The 16,561-nt window shown below is 42.1% G+C and carries 19 protein-coding genes and 1 pseudogene; all 20 read left to right on the forward strand.

Going from position 1 to position 16,561, the window contains the following annotated elements:
- The first annotated feature begins 72 nt into the window (after positions 1-72).
- The gene (locus tag NSU15_RS08475; RefSeq protein WP_042125585.1) at positions 73-306 is read left to right on the forward strand and encodes a hypothetical protein; all 234 of its coding nucleotides are present in this window, start codon (positions 73-75) and stop codon (positions 304-306) included.
- 31 nt (positions 307-337) lie between these two features.
- Complete coding sequence (locus NSU15_RS08480) at positions 338-727, forward strand: spore coat protein (protein ID WP_339289874.1); 390 nt, start codon at positions 338-340, stop codon at positions 725-727.
- Positions 728-987: 260 nt separating this feature from the next.
- Entirely contained in the window at positions 988-1,488 is a 501-nt protein-coding gene (locus tag NSU15_RS08485) for an Lrp/AsnC family transcriptional regulator (protein ID WP_042125589.1), read from the forward strand.
- 13 nt (positions 1,489-1,501) lie between these two features.
- Entirely contained in the window at positions 1,502-2,722 is a 1,221-nt protein-coding gene (locus NSU15_RS08490; protein WP_339289875.1) for an aminotransferase class I/II-fold pyridoxal phosphate-dependent enzyme, read from the forward strand.
- Positions 2,723-3,038: 316 nt separating this feature from the next.
- Positions 3,039-3,227: an aspartyl-phosphate phosphatase Spo0E family protein gene (locus NSU15_RS08495; protein WP_052404481.1), complete on the forward strand. Its 189-nt coding sequence runs from the start codon at positions 3,039-3,041 to the stop codon at positions 3,225-3,227.
- A gap of 183 nt (positions 3,228-3,410) precedes the next feature.
- A pseudogene (locus NSU15_RS08500) lies at positions 3,411-5,084 on the forward strand (amidohydrolase).
- Positions 5,085-5,181: 97 nt separating this feature from the next.
- Positions 5,182-5,748 (forward strand): cob(I)yrinic acid a,c-diamide adenosyltransferase, encoded by a 567-nt coding sequence (locus NSU15_RS08505; RefSeq protein ID WP_042125597.1) that lies wholly within the window; start codon positions 5,182-5,184, stop codon positions 5,746-5,748.
- A gap of 1 nt (position 5,749) precedes the next feature.
- On the forward strand, positions 5,750-6,739 hold the full coding sequence (locus tag NSU15_RS08510) for an RluA family pseudouridine synthase (RefSeq protein ID WP_339289876.1): 990 nt from the start codon (positions 5,750-5,752) through the stop codon (positions 6,737-6,739).
- A gap of 90 nt (positions 6,740-6,829) precedes the next feature.
- Positions 6,830-7,204: an arsenate reductase family protein gene (locus NSU15_RS08515; RefSeq protein ID WP_042125601.1), complete on the forward strand. Its 375-nt coding sequence runs from the start codon at positions 6,830-6,832 to the stop codon at positions 7,202-7,204.
- Between the two features lie 256 nt (positions 7,205-7,460).
- Positions 7,461-8,387 (forward strand): 5'-3' exonuclease H3TH domain-containing protein, encoded by a 927-nt coding sequence (locus NSU15_RS08520; RefSeq protein WP_042125603.1) that lies wholly within the window; start codon positions 7,461-7,463, stop codon positions 8,385-8,387.
- Positions 8,388-8,688: 301 nt separating this feature from the next.
- Entirely contained in the window at positions 8,689-10,047 is a 1,359-nt protein-coding gene (locus tag NSU15_RS08525; RefSeq protein ID WP_339289878.1) for a hypothetical protein, read from the forward strand.
- A complete protein-coding gene (locus tag NSU15_RS08530; RefSeq protein WP_339289880.1) occupies positions 10,048-10,929 on the forward strand; it encodes a hypothetical protein in 882 nt (293 codons plus the stop codon). It abuts the gene before it with no gap.
- The gene (locus NSU15_RS08535; protein WP_339289882.1) at positions 10,908-11,735 is read left to right on the forward strand and encodes a hypothetical protein; all 828 of its coding nucleotides are present in this window, start codon (positions 10,908-10,910) and stop codon (positions 11,733-11,735) included. The genes NSU15_RS08530 and NSU15_RS08535 overlap by 22 nt, the downstream gene beginning before the upstream one ends.
- 40 nt (positions 11,736-11,775) lie before the next feature.
- Positions 11,776-13,221, forward strand: a complete 1,446-nt coding sequence (locus tag NSU15_RS08540) for an ATPase, T2SS/T4P/T4SS family (RefSeq protein ID WP_339289884.1) — start codon at positions 11,776-11,778, stop codon at positions 13,219-13,221.
- Positions 13,199-14,182, forward strand: a complete 984-nt coding sequence (locus tag NSU15_RS08545; protein WP_042125613.1) for a hypothetical protein — start codon at positions 13,199-13,201, stop codon at positions 14,180-14,182. Before NSU15_RS08540 ends, NSU15_RS08545 begins: the two co-directional genes overlap by 23 nt.
- On the forward strand, positions 14,179-15,060 hold the full coding sequence (locus NSU15_RS08550; RefSeq protein WP_339289887.1) for a hypothetical protein: 882 nt from the start codon (positions 14,179-14,181) through the stop codon (positions 15,058-15,060). Before NSU15_RS08545 ends, NSU15_RS08550 begins: the two co-directional genes overlap by 4 nt.
- 29 nt (positions 15,061-15,089) lie before the next feature.
- Positions 15,090-15,305, forward strand: coding sequence for a hypothetical protein (locus NSU15_RS08555; RefSeq protein ID WP_076119201.1), 216 nt, complete (start codon positions 15,090-15,092; stop codon positions 15,303-15,305).
- Position 15,306: 1 nt separating this feature from the next.
- Positions 15,307-15,780 carry a hypothetical protein gene (locus NSU15_RS08560; RefSeq protein ID WP_042125619.1) on the forward strand — a complete coding sequence of 158 codons (474 nt, stop codon included), beginning with the start codon at positions 15,307-15,309 and terminating at the stop codon, positions 15,778-15,780.
- Between the two features lie 21 nt (positions 15,781-15,801).
- Entirely contained in the window at positions 15,802-16,299 is a 498-nt protein-coding gene (locus NSU15_RS08565) for a hypothetical protein (protein WP_339289890.1), read from the forward strand.
- Positions 16,299-16,547 carry an EsaB/YukD family protein gene (locus NSU15_RS08570; protein WP_339289892.1) on the forward strand — a complete coding sequence of 83 codons (249 nt, stop codon included), beginning with the start codon at positions 16,299-16,301 and terminating at the stop codon, positions 16,545-16,547. Before NSU15_RS08565 ends, NSU15_RS08570 begins: the two co-directional genes overlap by 1 nt.
- The last annotated feature ends 14 nt before the right edge of the window (positions 16,548-16,561 follow it).

Raw genomic sequence — 16,561 nt, forward strand, 5'->3', positions numbered from 1 at the left:
GGCAAATAAATGGTGTGTGTTGGCGGTATACTAAAGCCTGTTTGGATCAACTACAAGGAGGGACTACAACACATGCAATCAAATCAAATGCAGGCATTAAGCGGAAAAGAACTGGAATATATTGCCGACTCCATTTCCAACGAGGATTTGCTCCTCAAGCAATGCGCGGCCACAGCTGCGACAACACAGAATGAGCAGGTTCGTCGAATTTGTATGGAGCACATGCAAAACCATACACAACACATGACTACACTTACTCAGTTAATCCAGCAACATCAGCAATATGCGCCTACAAGCCCACAATAAATGCATTATTAAATCTTAAGGAGGTTATTTTATGAACGCACAAAATTCAGCAGCATTTATGCCAGATGAGGATTTGATGAACACCATTTTGTGTGACTTGAAGCGGACGGTCCGTGAATATGCGACCGCCGCTACAGAATCAGCATGTCCAGCGGTTCGTCGGGTGTTTAACGACATGACCATGAACACGCTTCGACTTCAGGGCGAGCTTTATACGCAGATGTCCCAACTGAATATGTATCCTGCACCTGCAAAAGCATTGCGCCAAGATGTAGACAAGCAGCTCCAAACTGCACAGCAATTGCAGCAAAAAGCCGGACAATTTGTTCAGCAAAAAACCGGACAAGCTGGATCCTTTGCTCACAATACGAACGCGCATCTTCATTCGAATGGGCAACATCAACCGTCTCATTTAATGTAACCAAGTTGGTTATCGGATGAAGCATCCTGCCGCATCGCTTTAAGAATAACGCCTGTTTATACCGGAGGGATCCAGTATAAACAGGCGTTTTTTGTATATAAATCCATTTAGCTGAGTAAACACAGTCTTCTATGCGGACATCATATGGGGTTATTTTGTTTGCAGAGATGCTCAATTCATGTCATATTAGTATTAAACTCTTTTCGCGGGGCGACGCATGAATAGCGCAACGTCATTTGCGAACTATCCGGAGGGAAGGCATGAAGGAAATGAACGAACTAAAGAGGAAAGTGCTGGAACTGCTTAAAGAGGACGCGAGAAGATCTACTGCACTCTTAGCTACGCTGCTTGGTGAGGAAGAAGAAGACGTGAAGACGGCGATTGGGCAATTAGAGAAAGACCATGTAATTGTTAAGTATGCCGCCGTTGTAAACTGGGATAAAGTGGATGATGAGAAGGTTACTGCGCTGATCGAGGTGCAGATTACACCCGAACGAGGCCGCGGATTCGAAGGTATTGCGGAGAGAATCTACCTGTATCCACAAGTGAAATCCGTTTACCTCATGTCAGGTGCTTACGATCTTCTAGTAGAAGTGGAAGGAAGAAACTTACGGGAAGTGGCCAACTTTGTTTCTGAGAAGCTGTCTCCAATCGATTCAGTACTCTCCACAAAAACGAACTTTACCCTTAAAAAATACAAACAGGATGGGATCATCTTCGAGGAGCATGAGGAAGACAACCGTCTGATGATCTCTCCATAAAGGAAGTAATCATATGATCACGAATAAAACACAGCTAACTGAAGAAGACAGCAAATCAATGAATTCTTATTTGGCCCCGCTAGTACAGCAGATTCAGCCTTCGGGTATTCGCAAGTTTTTTGATCTGGCAGCAGGCAGCAAGGATATCATATCACTTGGAGTCGGGGAGCCTGATTTTAAGACCCCTTGGCATGTCAGAGAAGCTTGTGTCTATTCGCTGGAAAGAGGGTTTACAGGTTATACATCCAATGCAGGTATGCCTGAACTGCGGGAGGGCATTGCGAATTATTTACACACCCGTTTTGCAGTGGAATATGATCCTGCGAATCAAATTATAGCAACGGTCGGCGGAAGTGAGGCCATTGATCTGGCTTTGCGCGCTTTGATCACGCCAGGTGATGAAATTCTTATACCAGAGCCTTGCTATATTTCCTATTCCCCGATAACGGCTATTGGCGGGGGAATTCCTGTAGGCATTGAAACGACTGGAGAGAATAACTTTAAGCTTACTGCGGAGAGTTTGGAAGCGAAGATTACTTCACGCTCTAAAGTTCTGATTCTGTGCTACCCGAGTAACCCAACGGGAAGTGTTATGACCCGAGAGGATTGGGAGCCGATCGCCAAGGTTGTTGAGAAGCATGATCTTATTGTAATTTCAGACGAGATTTATGCAGAATTGACTTATGGAATTAATCATGTCAGCTTTGCTTCATTGCCAGGTATGATGGACCGTACGATTCTGGTCAGCGGCTTCTCCAAGGCTTTTGCTATGACTGGATGGAGAATGGGTTATGCTTGTGGTCACCCTGATTTAATCTCCGCTATGCTTAAGATTCACCAGTATACTGTGATGTGTGCTCCTTCTATGGGTCAGGTGGCTGCACTTGAGGCGCTGACGAATGGGATGGAAGAAAAAGACCGAATGGTTGATTCGTATAACCAACGGCGGAGGCTGATTGTTAAAGGTCTGCGTGATGCCGGACTGGAGTGCCATGAACCACAGGGTGCATTTTATGCTTTTCCTAGCGTGCGCAAAACGGGACTGACTTCTGATCAATTTGCACAGCGTCTGTTGCTTGAATATAAGGTAGCAGCTGTACCTGGAAGTGTCTTTGGATTAGGTGGTGAAGGATACCTACGCTGCTCATATGCCACGTCAGTATCTCAACTGAATGAAGCGATAGAACGCATTGGTGCTTTTGTCACACAATTGGAACGAGAGAGAATGGAATAGAGAAAATTGGACTATAGCCTATCTCATAATCCTATGGTATTATTTTACTTTGAGAGTAATTAGCCCCTATAATAGAACTAACAAGGATGTATTTTACTCTGGAATTAAGCGTTGCTTTGAAGTTAATTTTTATACTTTGATGATATTTTGTGGCACGCGTTTAATAATACTTTTAGGCTTATGCTTCTAAAGCGAGTTTTGTACAAAGCTCTTACGAGAAGCAACGCTGTACAAACTTTTAGGAGGGATGATTGTGCTTAATGCCGATTATTACTTACCTTCCTATGGAGGGCAATGTTTTTCTGGAAGTGGGAAACTGTCCCCCAAGGGTGATGCATCTGCTCGCATACTCTCTCTGGAAGATGAAATTAGAATACTCCGTTCCAAGATGGAGCAACTTTTTTTGCAGGAAAAATCATTCACTTCAGATAATGTGATTGAAATTAGCAGTTTACTGGATCTCAAGATAAATGAATACATGAAGGGGCGTCCAGTTGGAAAATAACGTCGCAACATGCTGATGAAGAGGACCTTAGGGTCCTCTTTTTGTTGTTCCTTTTAAGCTCACACATCGCAATATTGCAGACGGAATTGGAGAGAATATGGTTTAAAGTAGATTCCTACGGCGGGTGAACGGGGTAATTCCCACTATAGTTCCTAGCTGAGAGGTATGAAGGAGGTTTTTGTTATGATTGATTTGGATTTGTTGATTGTGAATGCAAATGTGTTGACCTTAGATGGGGAAAATAAGAAGGCTGGATCTGTAGGTGTTACTAACGGAAGAATTACGGGGATTTGGTTAGAACAGAGGCCACCCTCAAGTGAAGTGAATATTACTGAAAGAACCCAGTGTATTGATCTACAGGGCGCGACCTTGCTTCCTGGATTTATAGATACTCATAATCACATGATCAGCGCTATTATGCTCAGACAATATCTGGATTGTAAAAGTCCGCCTAATCGTGATATTTCCGATATTCAGTTCCGTATCAAGCAAAAAGCTTTAAGTGTAGAGAAAGGAAACTGGATTGTGGGTTTTGGATATGACGATACTGCCTTATCAGAGATGAGACATCCTACCAAAAAAGAACTTGATGAAGCGGCGCCAGATCATCCAGTGATCATTTATCATATTTCCGGTCATTTGGGAGTTGCTAACTCTCTAGCTCTGGAACTGGCAGGTGTTGATGAGCAAGCCCTTGATCCCGAAGGTGGAAGCTTTGGTAGGGACGAGGAGGGTCATCTTAATGGAGTTCTCTACGAAGGGACGGCGCAAGCGGTTGGTGCTTATGCTCTAGAGCCTAGTGAGCAGGAGCTTCTTTCGTTAATAAGTGAAGAGTCGTTGTCTTATTTATCGCAGGGGATTACAACGAATACAGATGCGAAGATTGGAGTGACCAATGAGATAGATGATTTGGAATTGTGTTTCAAGGCCATTGAATAAGAGCGACTACCTATGCATATGAAATTGATGATCGCGAGTGATAGGCTTCGAGAAGGCAGCCAAATGGGTTCAATGACTGCGAATGAAGTGGATGCGTATATTCGCAAACGATCAGGTGGCCGTGCTTCATTAGATAGTGCTAAAATGTTCCAGGATGGTTCTATTCAAGGATTAACCGGAGCGCTTCGTGAGCCGTATTTCAATGATCCGGATGTGTCAGGTAATCTCATCCATGCTCAGGAAGAATTAGACGCTGAAGTGAAAGACTTGCATGATAGAGGCTTTCGTATTGCGATTCATGGGAATGGAGACCGCGCAATAGGTTCGATTTTGGATGCCTTTGAGCAGGCAATTCTAGAAAATCCGCGTCCCGATCATCGTCACCGGATTGAGCATGCCCAGACAGCAACTACTGAAGATCTGATCCGAATGCATGACTTAGGTGTCGCAGCCTCTTTTTTTATCAATCATGTGTATTACTGGGGTGACCGTCATGAAAAGATTTTTCTAGGACCGGAGCGGGGGCGAAGAGTCAATCCCTTGGCAGAAGCGGCAAAACATAACGTGTTATTTACGCTTCATTCAGATGATCCAGTAACCCCTATCTCCCCTTTGTTCTCAGTATGGGTAGCCGTAAATCGGTTAACTAGCGATGGCAAAATCCTCAGTCCGGAGCAGCGAATCGATGTAGTCACGGCTCTGCGGGCAATGACATCTTACGGGGCACAACTGATTTTTGAAGAAGATGAGGTAGGAACGATTGAGCTTGGCAAGCGAGCTGATTTTGCTATAGTAGCAGAAGATCCAACATCTGTTGATCCGTTTCACATTAAAGATATTTCTATTCTAGGTACGTTGATTGACGGCCGGATTGTCTATAATAATGGCCTTACGCTCTTTAAAAACAATTTGGTATAGATGTCGATTACTAACTATATTCTTCATTTGCCAATTTTATATAAGAAAGCTTAAACTAGCATTATGTGATTTGAAGAATGGATAGGAGGAACAAGCCTTGGTGATTTATACACGTACAGGTGACGCGGGTCAAACTTCAGTGATCGGCGGCCGGGTTGGTAAGGACGATGTCCGAGTTGAAGCCTACGGAACCATCGATGAACTGAATTGCTTTGTAGGGCAGGCGCGGAGCCTGATGGAGGACGATCAGTTTGACGATGTACGCGAGCAGCTGCTGGAAATCCAGCATGAACTATTCGATTGTGGAACCGATCTGGCTTTTATTAAGCTGGGTGAGGGTGGTCAATATATGGTAACAAGCGAGATGGCTAAACGGCTGGAGGGCTGGATTGATGATCTTCAAGCAGAGAATCCGCCACTAGAAAAATTCATCCTCCCTGGGGGCAGTCCTCTAGCTTCGGTTCTACATGTGTGCCGTACGGTTTGCCGCCGGGCGGAGCGTCGGGCAGTTACACTTGGACGAAATGCGGACATTAACCCGGAAGCGGTTATTTATTTGAACCGGTTATCGGATTATTTCTTTGCGCTGGCTAGAACGGCTAATACACGGGCAGGAATTACTGATGTAGAATATATTCGCAGTAAAAAGGTGTTCCGGGACTAATATGACAAGCTATTATTCACCTATTACTTACATCATACCGCCTGAAGAGGATGACTGGCTGTTGAAGACGATCCTGCATAAACGGATGGATGTCTCACGCAAATTGTTGTCGCGCCTTAAGCAAACAGAACAAGGGATTACATTAAACGGAGAGCGTGTTTATATCAGCGTACGTGTTAAAGCAGGCGATATTGTACAGATTCGCATGGAAACAGAGACTTCGGATGATATTTTACCGCAACCGATTCCCTTTGAAATTCTATTTGAAGATGAGCATCTGCTTGTTGTAAACAAAGCTGCAGGTATTATTGTACATCCCACGCATGGACATTACACCGATACACTGGCTAACGGAGTAGTTCATTATTGGGCGCAAAAAAATGAACGGTTCCGCTTTCGACCTGTCCATCGTCTGGACCAGGAAACCTCCGGTGTGTTAGTCATCGCCAAGAATCCATATAGTCATCAGCATATTTCCGAGCAGATGATTGCCGGCACTGTGGACAAACGTTATGCTGCTTTTGTTCATGGCGTCCCTACCAAGCCTTTCGGTGATATTGACGGACCTATTGATCGTGATCCTGAGGAGCCGCATCGGCGTATCGTGACACCGGATGGATATCCTTCTCTGACTCGTTACGAAGTTAAGGCGGTATATACACAAGGATCAAAAGTTGAACTGAAGCTGGAGAGTGGTCGTACGCATCAGATTCGGGTCCATATGACCTCGATCGGCTGTCCTTTGATTGGTGACAGCATGTATCGTCATGAGCTGTATAATCTACCGGATTTGACTTCAACTCAAAGCGAACAGTTGGAGTCCGTTGTAGCACTAGATGCATCTATCCCTCGTCAAGCTCTGCATGCGGTACGTCTAACGTTCAAGCACCCAGTGCTATTGCAGGAAATGATCTTTGAAGCTCCTTTGCCGCCTGATATGGCGGCCTTGGAGGAGATACTGGAGCAAGGACCGATAGTGAATTTGAGGTAAGATTAATACTCAGGCTATGAAGTAATGCAGGGGAAGTCCGAACATTCCCCGTAGTTAAGAATTATTAGCCGACAATTAAAGGAGAACAACATGAGCAAACTAAAAGTATATCAATATCCTAAATGCAGCACCTGCCGCAGCGCGGTGAAATGGCTACAAGCTCAAGGTCATGAGCTGGAGCTTCAGCACATCGCAGAACAGCCACCTACAGTTGAAGAATTACGTGAATTGCTGGCCAATAGCGGTCTTGAACTGAAAAAGTTTTTTAATACAAGCGGTGAAGTCTATAAAGCATTAGGTCTTAAGGACAAAATGGCACAGCTTAGTGAGCAGGAGAAGCTAGAGCTGCTTGCTAGCCATGGTATGCTGAATAAACGTCCGATTGTCACCGATGGAGTTAAAGTTACAGTAGGATTTAAAGAAGATCAATATGCTGAAGCTTGGACCAATACCTCCAAGGCATAATCCCGTAAAGGGATGTCCCCATTCTCGACCGTATGCTCCCTATGGAATAATTGTCTTTAATTAAACAACAAAAGACCATGATTCTCATTTTGAGAGCCATGGTCTTTTATGTTATTTTAAGAGATATGAATAAGCTCCCATATGTGTAACTTTATGATCCCTTATCAGATCAGGCTTTTTCTGATAGAATACTCTTTGTGCAATAGCTTGGACAAATGCGTAATATGAATAGAACGATTAAAGGAGAGGTTTATACATGAGAGCAGAGACAAAGGGCCGTGTAATGCTTGTAGATGGAATGGCTCTGCTGTTCCGGGCCTTTTATGCGACCTCTTATGGAGGATATATTCGCAAGACAAAAGCTGGATTACCGACGAATGCAGTGTATGGTTTTTTACAGTATTTTTTCGATGCGGTAAGTACATTTGAGCCTTCTCATGTCGTATGCTGCTGGGATATGGGCAAAGGAACGTTCCGCACCGAGAAATACGATGGGTACAAATCGAATCGGATTGAAGCGCCGTTAGAGCTGATTCCGCAGTTTGATCTCGTAAAAGATGTAGTAGCTGAGCTAGGCGTTCCGAATATTGGTCTTGCAGGCTATGAGGCGGATGATTGCATTGGTACACTGGCTTCTTGTTACAGTGAAAATTCTGAGGTATATATTTTGACGGGTGACCATGATATGCTTCAGCTCATTGATGAGAACGTTAAGGTCGTAATTATGAAAAAGGGCCGCTCTAACTATAAAGTGTATGATCTTGCAGAGCTGCTGGAGGAAAAGGGTCTTACTCCTAGACAGGTGATTGACCTTAAGGGCTTCATGGGAGATACCAGTGACAACTATCCTGGAGTAAAAGGGATTGGTGAGAAGACTGCACTGAAGCTGCTGACCGAATACGGCACAGTTGAAGGTGTAATTGAGAATCTGCATCTGCTTCCTAAGGGTGTGCGTACCAAAATTGAAGCAGATTTGGATATGCTGCATTTATCGAGAGAGCTAGCTGAAATCCGTTGCGATGTACCGGTGGTCTGCGAGTTGACGGAAGCCTTGTGGCAGCTTCAACGGGAAACAGCCGCGCGCAAATTTCAGGAGCTAGAGTTCGGCAGCTTGATGCATTTGATTGCTGAGGTGCAGGACGAGCGGGGAATTGTCCAGATTGAGTTAGGCGATTTGGGTTAAGGAAAGAAGAGTTCTCTTCTGATAAAAATGTGAATAAACATAATGGCAGGTCAAGGTTATCATCCTTGGCCTGCTTTTTTTATAGGTGATTATTTATCATATATTGTAATAAAATGTCTTTGTTTATCGAAAATACATTTTAATGTTTCTTAATGAACATATTTGTTTAATTTTTCCTTATGTTAAATAGAAGAATGGAGAAATTATAGATCAAATATAGTAAATAAATTGGTTATTTATGCACTGTTGTAAAAATATTACTATGATAGCATAAAAGAATAAAATTGCAGTAGGTGATGAGATGAAGGTTCTTTTGGTCACGCACAAATTTCAAAAAATAATAGTCAACTACTTTAAGCGGACCATAGATATCGTAAATGACACAGATTTAACACTAAGTGAGGTACTGCATTATTTGGAGGATACTAATCCAATTGTAGACAGCATATTGATAACAGATGAGGCTTTGTCAGTGAGAACTGAGCAAAACAAGAATGACTTAAACGATCTTGTAAATTGGCTGATAGCTAATCGAAGGTTAGATGTAAAGATTTTGGTTCTCACGAGGAACTTCAAACAAGAGGCGGAGCTAGAGAGTGCAATCAATAGATACTCGAATCTCCAAATTAAGATTTGCGAATACATACGAATACCACCCGCTGTTTTCCGTGAGGCTGTGGAGCATTTATCCGACAGTAAAAGCAGTGTAGAAACCGCTAGAAGCCTGGAGAATAAGGGGAATAAAAGTAGTACGGAGAAAAAAGGATCATTTCTGGATCGGTTTAAACCAAAACCCAAGTCCCTACCCGAATTTCAGGCTACGGATAATCTTACAAAAGAGCTGGATAAGGTCAGTCGAGGGATTAGCCGAATTGTTGCGATCACTGGCCACAGAGGTTGCGGAATAACGAGTACAACAATCAACGTGGCGAGTGAAGCTAGCAAACGGGGATTAAGTGTTTTGGTTCTAGATATGGATATCGAATATCGCAGCACCAACATGTACTTCAGCAGCTTTCACGAACGTTCTAAAAGGGATGAAGGGATTAACGCTTCATTAATTCGAACACTGGCTAGGCCGCAGGATTATATGACAACAGCTTTTCATGTGAAAGACAATCTTTGGATGGCAGGGCTTGGCTACAGCTTCACTGATCCGAGGCTGATAGAGCAATTTTATAATAGTTCGAAGCTAGTCGGTCTTGTATCCTTACTGAGAAATAAGTTCAATTTAATATTATTGGATATGCCACTTCATTTATTGGAAAAGTTTGGTGATGTAATGATTCATATTGATAGCTTTGGTATGTGCATCCCTAATAATCTCTACTCTGTTTTGAGTACGTTAAAGAACGTTGAAGGTACCCTTGATAAGGAGAAAGCGGCTTATTTGAACGCGAAATCAAAGGTAATCGTTACCAAATACAATGATAGATCACGGTTTCAAGGAGATATATTCACACCAGACAGAGTAAGCGAGATTATGGCATCGGGTTTACTAGAAAGTTTTACATATGAAATGAAAGTAGCAGGTTATGTCTCGTATAACAATGATTTTGATTCGCAAATCGAAAGTGACGTACCGCTTGTATACACGGGCACAGACCATGAAAGGACCTACGGAAACATACTTCTACGATTACTGGAGGGAGTAAGTTAAATGGATTTGAGCGGGATTAAGAGTAAGACTCCGAACAGACATATGTTCAAACGAGTCGCAGCATTGCTCTTTAGCATATTGATCATTGTAATCTCTTATATGGTTATGACAAAGGCTAGTAAGGATGCCAATGATGTCGTTGAAGTGTTGCGAGTGAAATCGAATGAGGGCATTCCTGCCTTCGTTATGATCTCAGACAATACGGTTGAGAAATACCAGATCATCAAAAAAGAATACACAGAAGATATGCTGTTATCTGAGGATTTGGATTCTGTAAAGGGAAAGCTTACCGCCTATTATATTCGAGGAAACAGCGTGCTTTATAAAGATCAATTAATCGATGAGAAACCTAAACAAAATGAATGGCTGTATCAGGTTAACGAAGAGAATGAGGTGTTGACACTCCCGTACAATTTCCTTGAGGTAGGGGGCGATATCCTAATGCCTGGTGACCGCGTTCGTATCCGGGTTTCTTATGAGGTTGACGAGAAAAGTGCAGTGGGTAGCAACCCTAATACTATTTATTCAGAGTCAACTAATACGATCAAAAAGACAGAAGTGTTGTTCGATAGCATTATTGTAAAGGATATGCTCAACTCTAGCAGTCATTCCATTTATGAGGTTTATAAAGAGGTTCAAAAGCTGAATTCACAGAAGAAACAGGATGTTATGAAAAGTAAAGATTTTTTGAAGAACATTCAACCTAAAGCTTTGCTTCTGGAAGGAACCAGCAAACAAATTAATAACTATGCCAAGTATAAAGGGTTAAACGGGAATTCATTTTTAATTACCATTCTGAGCAGAAAAGATAGTGATGTCATCATTGATCAATTACCCACGTTGGAGAATGAGGTGGAATCGTGGATAGGCGAAGAGGATTAGGGCTCGATAGTATTTTTCAGAAAATATCATCCAAAGATCTTGTCGGTGCAGAGCTTCAAGAGAACAACCTAATTTATAGTGTAGTTGGCTTTATTCCTGCTTGCGATGGTGTTGATAATGCGACGCTTATCAGTAACTTAGCTTTTCTTATTTCACAAAAGGGGTTGAATACCTGTGTAGTTGATTTGAAAGTATTCTATCCGAATTTATATCAATTTCTGGATGTGCCTACACAGAAGAAGGGGAATGGTCTAATCAAGGTTTTGAAAAGCGATAAGGTGGATTTCAGGGATGAATTACAGCAGACCAAATACGATAAACTGTTTCTTTTATCTCCGAGCCCGCAAGACTTAATGGAAGAATACTTTGATTTTGAGTTTGAGAATTTAGAGCGCGTCATTACTACACTTAAGCAAATGTTTGATATCGTACTGATCGATATTCCCAACAATCCACCGCTCGAATTCTGTCTCGGAGCCATGAAATATTGCCATATCGGCTTTTTTACAGCAACAGAGCGAATGGAAGCCACAATCAATATGGTAAAGCTGCTGGACTACGCCAAATCAGTGGGAGTCAGTACAGCGAAATTCACTAGTGTAGTCCTTATGAATTTTCAGAATATTGAATTTGATTATAAGGTGATGAAGGATATGGGCTTTAATATCGTGACCGTATTACCGCTAGTGAAGGATGCGGTGGTTCGTGCACATGAGGGAAGGCTGTACATAAAGGATAACCCCCTAATCAACAAATATTTCAAAAAAGAGATTCAAAAACTGGCGGATCAGTTGGCGGATCAGTAAAGGGGAGAGTAAATTGCTGACACGCGGGAAAATAAGTGATATGCAGCAAAAAGTACTACATCAGGTGGGTCCCAAGGAAAGTATGGAGGAATTGACCAATAAGTATACGACGATCAGCTTTGAAGAGGCTTTGGAATTGTGCCAAAAGTATATTACCAAAATAACCACACATGCTTACAGGCGCGAGAATGACCCTGCCCGTAAACGTGAAATGACGAAGGCATATATTAATGAATTTGTAGACGCTCAGAAACCATCTGTCGAAGGATATCATGATTTAACCCAGTTGAAGAACGCGCTTACGAATGAAATCACGCATTATGGTCCGATTACCAAAGCGATGGAGGATCCATCCATTGATGAGATTAGAGCGAATGGTCCAGATCAAATCTTTGTGGAAAGCGGCGGCAGAAGCATACAGTGGGATCAGCATTTCACAGATCGTGATCACATGGAAAGAATCATCTCCAAACTTATTGGCGTGTCAAAGGTACGCTTAATCCCTAAAATTCCTATGGTTAATGCCAGAACGATTGAAGGGTATCGGGTAAACGCAACGCATGCAGATATATCACCTTACGATCAGCCTGCTTTTGTAATTCGAAAGTTCAGTAAGAAAAGTATTGTTCCGAAAATGCTGATCGAGAATAAATCATTCTCTTCTAACATGTATAAATTTTTGTCTTTGATCCCAAAGTCAGACTTATCGTGGATCACGGTGGGCCCTACAGGAAGTGGGAAAACAACACTTAATGAAATTTTGGTTAAGGAGATCAATCCTCTTTCCAGAATTATAACGATCGAGAATCCTTCAGAGATGCGATTGATTCAACGAGAAGACGGTAGTGAACACGGCAGAGTATTGAATGACGTCCTGCAATATGAATCTGTACCTGATGATGATGATTCAAGCCCGGCGACCATGGAGAATTTGCTTATTAATGCTATGAGGCAGTCACCACACTGGATAGGGCCGGGGGAACTTCGGACACCCGGTGAATTCGCAACGGCACTCCGAGCAGCCCAAACAGGTCATTATTTTTTCTCTACACTCCATGCTGAAGGAGACAAGGAAGCGATTTATCGGTTTTTAACCGCGTATCTTATGGCATCTAGCGAACCTGCGGAACTTGCACTTCGAAATATATGCAGTGCGGTAAAATTCGTGATTTTCCAAGAGAAGCTAGCGGATGGCACCCGTAAGGTTACCTCCATATCGGAAGTTCTGGGGTCGGAAGATCTGAATCCGCTGATTAATCAAATTTACAGGTTCGATTGTGATGATGTTATTGAAGAGATGGTGGATGGCAAGAAGGTCGTCAAGATTGTTGGAAGACATTTGCGGGTAGGGAAAATATCCGCGAAGGTGCAGCAGCTTATGCTGAAGGCCGGAATAAAGAAGAGCAGATTTGAATTTTTTACGAAGGATCCTACGGAGGATGAAACAGAGGTGTACGAATTCGATGAATACAACTTTAATCATTAGTCTTCTTTTGGGAACGGCAGGATTTGTGCTTATTAATGCTATTTTTGAAGTGAGATTCTTCCAAGGCTCATTAAGATATATTCTCGATGTCATTGATACCCTCGCAGAGTATTTAGGCAAATACAATACGAAGCGATATGTGGACCGTATCAAGAAAGAGAGAATCGTCAGGCAGAAGGAGAATATTTATGCGAAATACAATCGCTTAGTAGAAGGGCTAATTCTTGATTTTAATATGCCTTTTACATTAGAAAGCTTTACCTCTATGCTCTGCATTTGTTTCGCTATTATAGCGCTGCTTGTCGTTCTTGTTATGGAGAGTATTACGCTTTCGGTTGTAATCACCATTTCGATCTTTGTAGGATTGCTTACTTTTTTTGTGATGCAGTCTAGAGCCATACAGGCGGAACGACTTGAGAATATTATGGATGCCGAGGATATCATTTGCCCGTTAGCCCGGGAAGGGGTCCTTGTAGCCATCAAAAAAGTAATGGAGAACGATGAATATATCAGCGCTAATCTTAGGCCGTATTTCCAGCAGTTTATAGATAATTGTGATAATAACGGTTACTCCTTTCGGCAAGCAATTACGCTATTGAACAGACAGCTTGGACCTAAATTTGATAATTTCACCAAAAAAGCAGTCGTCTTTGAATACAACGAAAGAAGAGGAATGGCAGATATTTTTCTCGATATCGTGGATGAAAACGCGGTGCTTCGTGAAATCAACACCAAAAAGGAACGAATCTTCAGAAAGATGAATCGCGACTTTATGTTTAAAACTGGAATTATTGTGCTGTTTTTCTTATATGCATTGACGGTGAAGGATTTCAGACAATTCATGCTAATGAGCAATGCCGGGAAATTGATTAATACGCTTTTAATTAGTGTGATCTGCTTGAGTTTTGCACGAAGTCAGGTGCTTCAAGGGAGCGTGGGTACCGGAGGTAGGCGCAAATGATATTTCTGATGAAGCTCATCGCTATGTTGTCCATTCTTTACTTGATTAAAGTCCTCTTGTATCCCTTTTTTAAACCTGTAAGCAGAAAACAGAAAAAACGTGCACGTCAATACATAAAACAGCGTAAAAATGCCATTTTCCAAGAAAAATTCAATCAATATAAACGAAGAATTGCTAGGGAATATGTCAAAGGCCTGCTGGGAAGTGCTGAAAGGCTAAGATTCAAAAAAATAATAGACAGATTAGATCTTCAAAAAACACCTGAGGAAATACGTACTGAGCAATATATGTTCACGCTGGGTGCGATCCTAGTTACTTTATTCTTTCTAAAGGTAAATATTCTGCTAGGCTGCGCTTCTGCCATCTTCATCATGCTGGGCTGGTTGTATCCGGTCGTGGAGCTTGAAAAGGTTATTGAGAAGAAGAATAAAAATATCTCATTGGATTTCCCGGCTTTTTACAGCATGGTTTATTACCAGTATGTAAAGTCGGTCAATATACATTTTGCCGATGTACTCAAGGATTATATCCCAAATGCGAATCCGGATATTGCGGAAGAGCTTGGCGTAATGCTGGACAACATCGATTATGGAGAAGAGTTCGCCTTTAAACAGTTGAAGAAACGTATCCCGATGCACTACATCATCAAATTCTGCGACATCATGGAAACCAGACTAAAGGGGTATGACAATGTGTCTCAGATGGCTTATCTCAAGAATGAATTGGATGGTTTCAGAATCAGGGCACTGGAAGAGGAACTTGAGAGCAGGGAGCGCAGCAGTGCAAGAATTCAGTTAGTACTTATTATTGTTCTGGCTATTTACATCGTTATCTATTATTTGTTTACCATTTTGAGTTCTATGAAGCTGTTTCAATAATTCGAAATTATTTCTAGGGAGAGATTAGGATGAAAGAGACTATGGAAAAATTCAAGGGGTTTTGGGCTGATGAAAAAGGTGAAGTGGGCATTAAGCAAATTGCGATGACAGTCGGTGTTATTATTCTGATTGGAGTTGTAGTTACTTCTTTGAGCAGTGGGAGTACTCTAGCTGATTGGGTTGGAGATGTTTGGGATGCTGTTTTTGGTAAAATAAAGGATGTTTTTGATCTCCCAGAGTCATGAGATGCAAAGTATAGCAAAAGCAATCCTAATCACTATTGTCACAACGGCAATGATTCTGGTGTTTATGAATCTGGCGTTCTTCTTCCCATGGTACTTGACGCTAGTTGTTGAAACCTATAATGTCTCACAGATCGTAGCTGGTGATAATTATTTGAAGAATTCTGATTATGAGGATGCACTGGATAGATTGCAGAAACGTCCGATTTTCCGCGACAAGGCAGATGATATTAAAATTACAGTTCTGAATGAGGACAAAGAGGATGCCCGTGGGGGAGATGATGCAACCGATTATTATGAGATGCCGGAAGCAGATAAACCTTACCGACAGAGAGGGAAGTCTCTTCAAGTAGAGATCAAAGCGGTATATCCTTTTTCAATCACCCTGTGGGGGAAACCAGTGGAGCGTGAGATGCCTGTCAGATTCTCCATGACGACCACGGGTCTGAAGCATTATAAAGATCTAGACTACTATTAGAATTGATAGGAATGACTGACGGTGAAGAATATTGCTATAGGAATAATGTTGGTTATTTTTCTTTCGGTTATTATTGAGCCTTTGGTAGAAATGGCCCTTGTGTTTAAAGAAAATGTAGTACTAAGCACAGCGATTAATAACGCATGTAGGGTGGCAAAGGATCGAAGTCTGGAGTATGAGTCGCTACGCGGATTAGATGCGGAAATAGATGAAGAGAAGTTCAAAGAATATTTCTCGGATGCCTTCGAGAGTGCCATGGACTTAACATTACTGACCAGTGACGGCGATACACTTGAATTTAAATCGAATGACAGCAAATACAACGATTTTCAGGTCACTTTAAATTTCTCCTCGGTTACCAATTACGAAACAGAACAACTGGTGACGAAAGTAGAAATCAAGGCCGAATCCACTTATAAATTTAAAACACAATATTTAAAGCTGGCCGAAGCAGCGGGGGAAGATGTCGATTATAAGCTGATCAGTGTAAGAACATACCTTCTCTCCGTTAAGAATTAATGAAAGGAACAATCGGAATGGACTATATCATGGTAACTTTGCAGACCGGTATTGCTCAAAGGATAGACCTGAAGGTTCCGGTGTTTGTGACTATAGAGGAACTATTGGTTATGCTCGCTTCTTCACTTCACGTAAAGATGAACGGTGATGTTAGACTTCAGGCAGAACCGCTCGGGAGAATTCTGAATAATAGCAAGACTTTGGATCAAGAAGGTGTAGCCCATGGCGCACTGCTCACACTCATCTGAGAAGGAGCGATGAA

It is taken from the genome of Paenibacillus sp. FSL E2-0201 (assembly GCF_037963325.1).
Taxonomy (GTDB): Bacteria; Bacillota; Bacilli; order Paenibacillales; family Paenibacillaceae; genus Paenibacillus_AQ.

Bases quoted from the DNA above. Each gene is read 5' to 3' on its own strand.
- NSU15_RS08480 (WP_339289874.1), top strand. From the start codon at position 338: ATGAACGCACAAAATTCAGCAGCATTTATGCCAGATGAGGATTTGATG.
- NSU15_RS08570 (WP_339289892.1), top strand. From the start codon at position 16,299: ATGAAAGGAACAATCGGAATGGACTATATCATGGTAACTTTGCAGACC.
- NSU15_RS08560 (WP_042125619.1), top strand. From the start codon at position 15,307: ATGCAAAGTATAGCAAAAGCAATCCTAATCACTATTGTCACAACGGCA.
- NSU15_RS08545 (WP_042125613.1), top strand. From the start codon at position 13,199: ATGAATACAACTTTAATCATTAGTCTTCTTTTGGGAACGGCAGGATTT.
- NSU15_RS08520 (WP_042125603.1), top strand. From the start codon at position 7,461: ATGAGAGCAGAGACAAAGGGCCGTGTAATGCTTGTAGATGGAATGGCT.
- NSU15_RS08510 (WP_339289876.1), top strand. From the start codon at position 5,750: ATGACAAGCTATTATTCACCTATTACTTACATCATACCGCCTGAAGAG.
- NSU15_RS08530 (WP_339289880.1), top strand. From the start codon at position 10,048: ATGGATTTGAGCGGGATTAAGAGTAAGACTCCGAACAGACATATGTTC.
- NSU15_RS08515 (WP_042125601.1), top strand. From the start codon at position 6,830: ATGAGCAAACTAAAAGTATATCAATATCCTAAATGCAGCACCTGCCGC.
- NSU15_RS08555 (WP_076119201.1), top strand. From the start codon at position 15,090: ATGAAAGAGACTATGGAAAAATTCAAGGGGTTTTGGGCTGATGAAAAA.
- NSU15_RS08540 (WP_339289884.1), top strand. From the start codon at position 11,776: ATGCAGCAAAAAGTACTACATCAGGTGGGTCCCAAGGAAAGTATGGAG.
- NSU15_RS08485 (WP_042125589.1), top strand. From the start codon at position 988: ATGAAGGAAATGAACGAACTAAAGAGGAAAGTGCTGGAACTGCTTAAA.
- NSU15_RS08475 (WP_042125585.1), top strand. From the start codon at position 73: ATGCAATCAAATCAAATGCAGGCATTAAGCGGAAAAGAACTGGAATAT.
- NSU15_RS08550 (WP_339289887.1), top strand. From the start codon at position 14,179: ATGATATTTCTGATGAAGCTCATCGCTATGTTGTCCATTCTTTACTTG.
- NSU15_RS08525 (WP_339289878.1), top strand. From the start codon at position 8,689: ATGAAGGTTCTTTTGGTCACGCACAAATTTCAAAAAATAATAGTCAAC.
- NSU15_RS08490 (WP_339289875.1), top strand. From the start codon at position 1,502: ATGATCACGAATAAAACACAGCTAACTGAAGAAGACAGCAAATCAATG.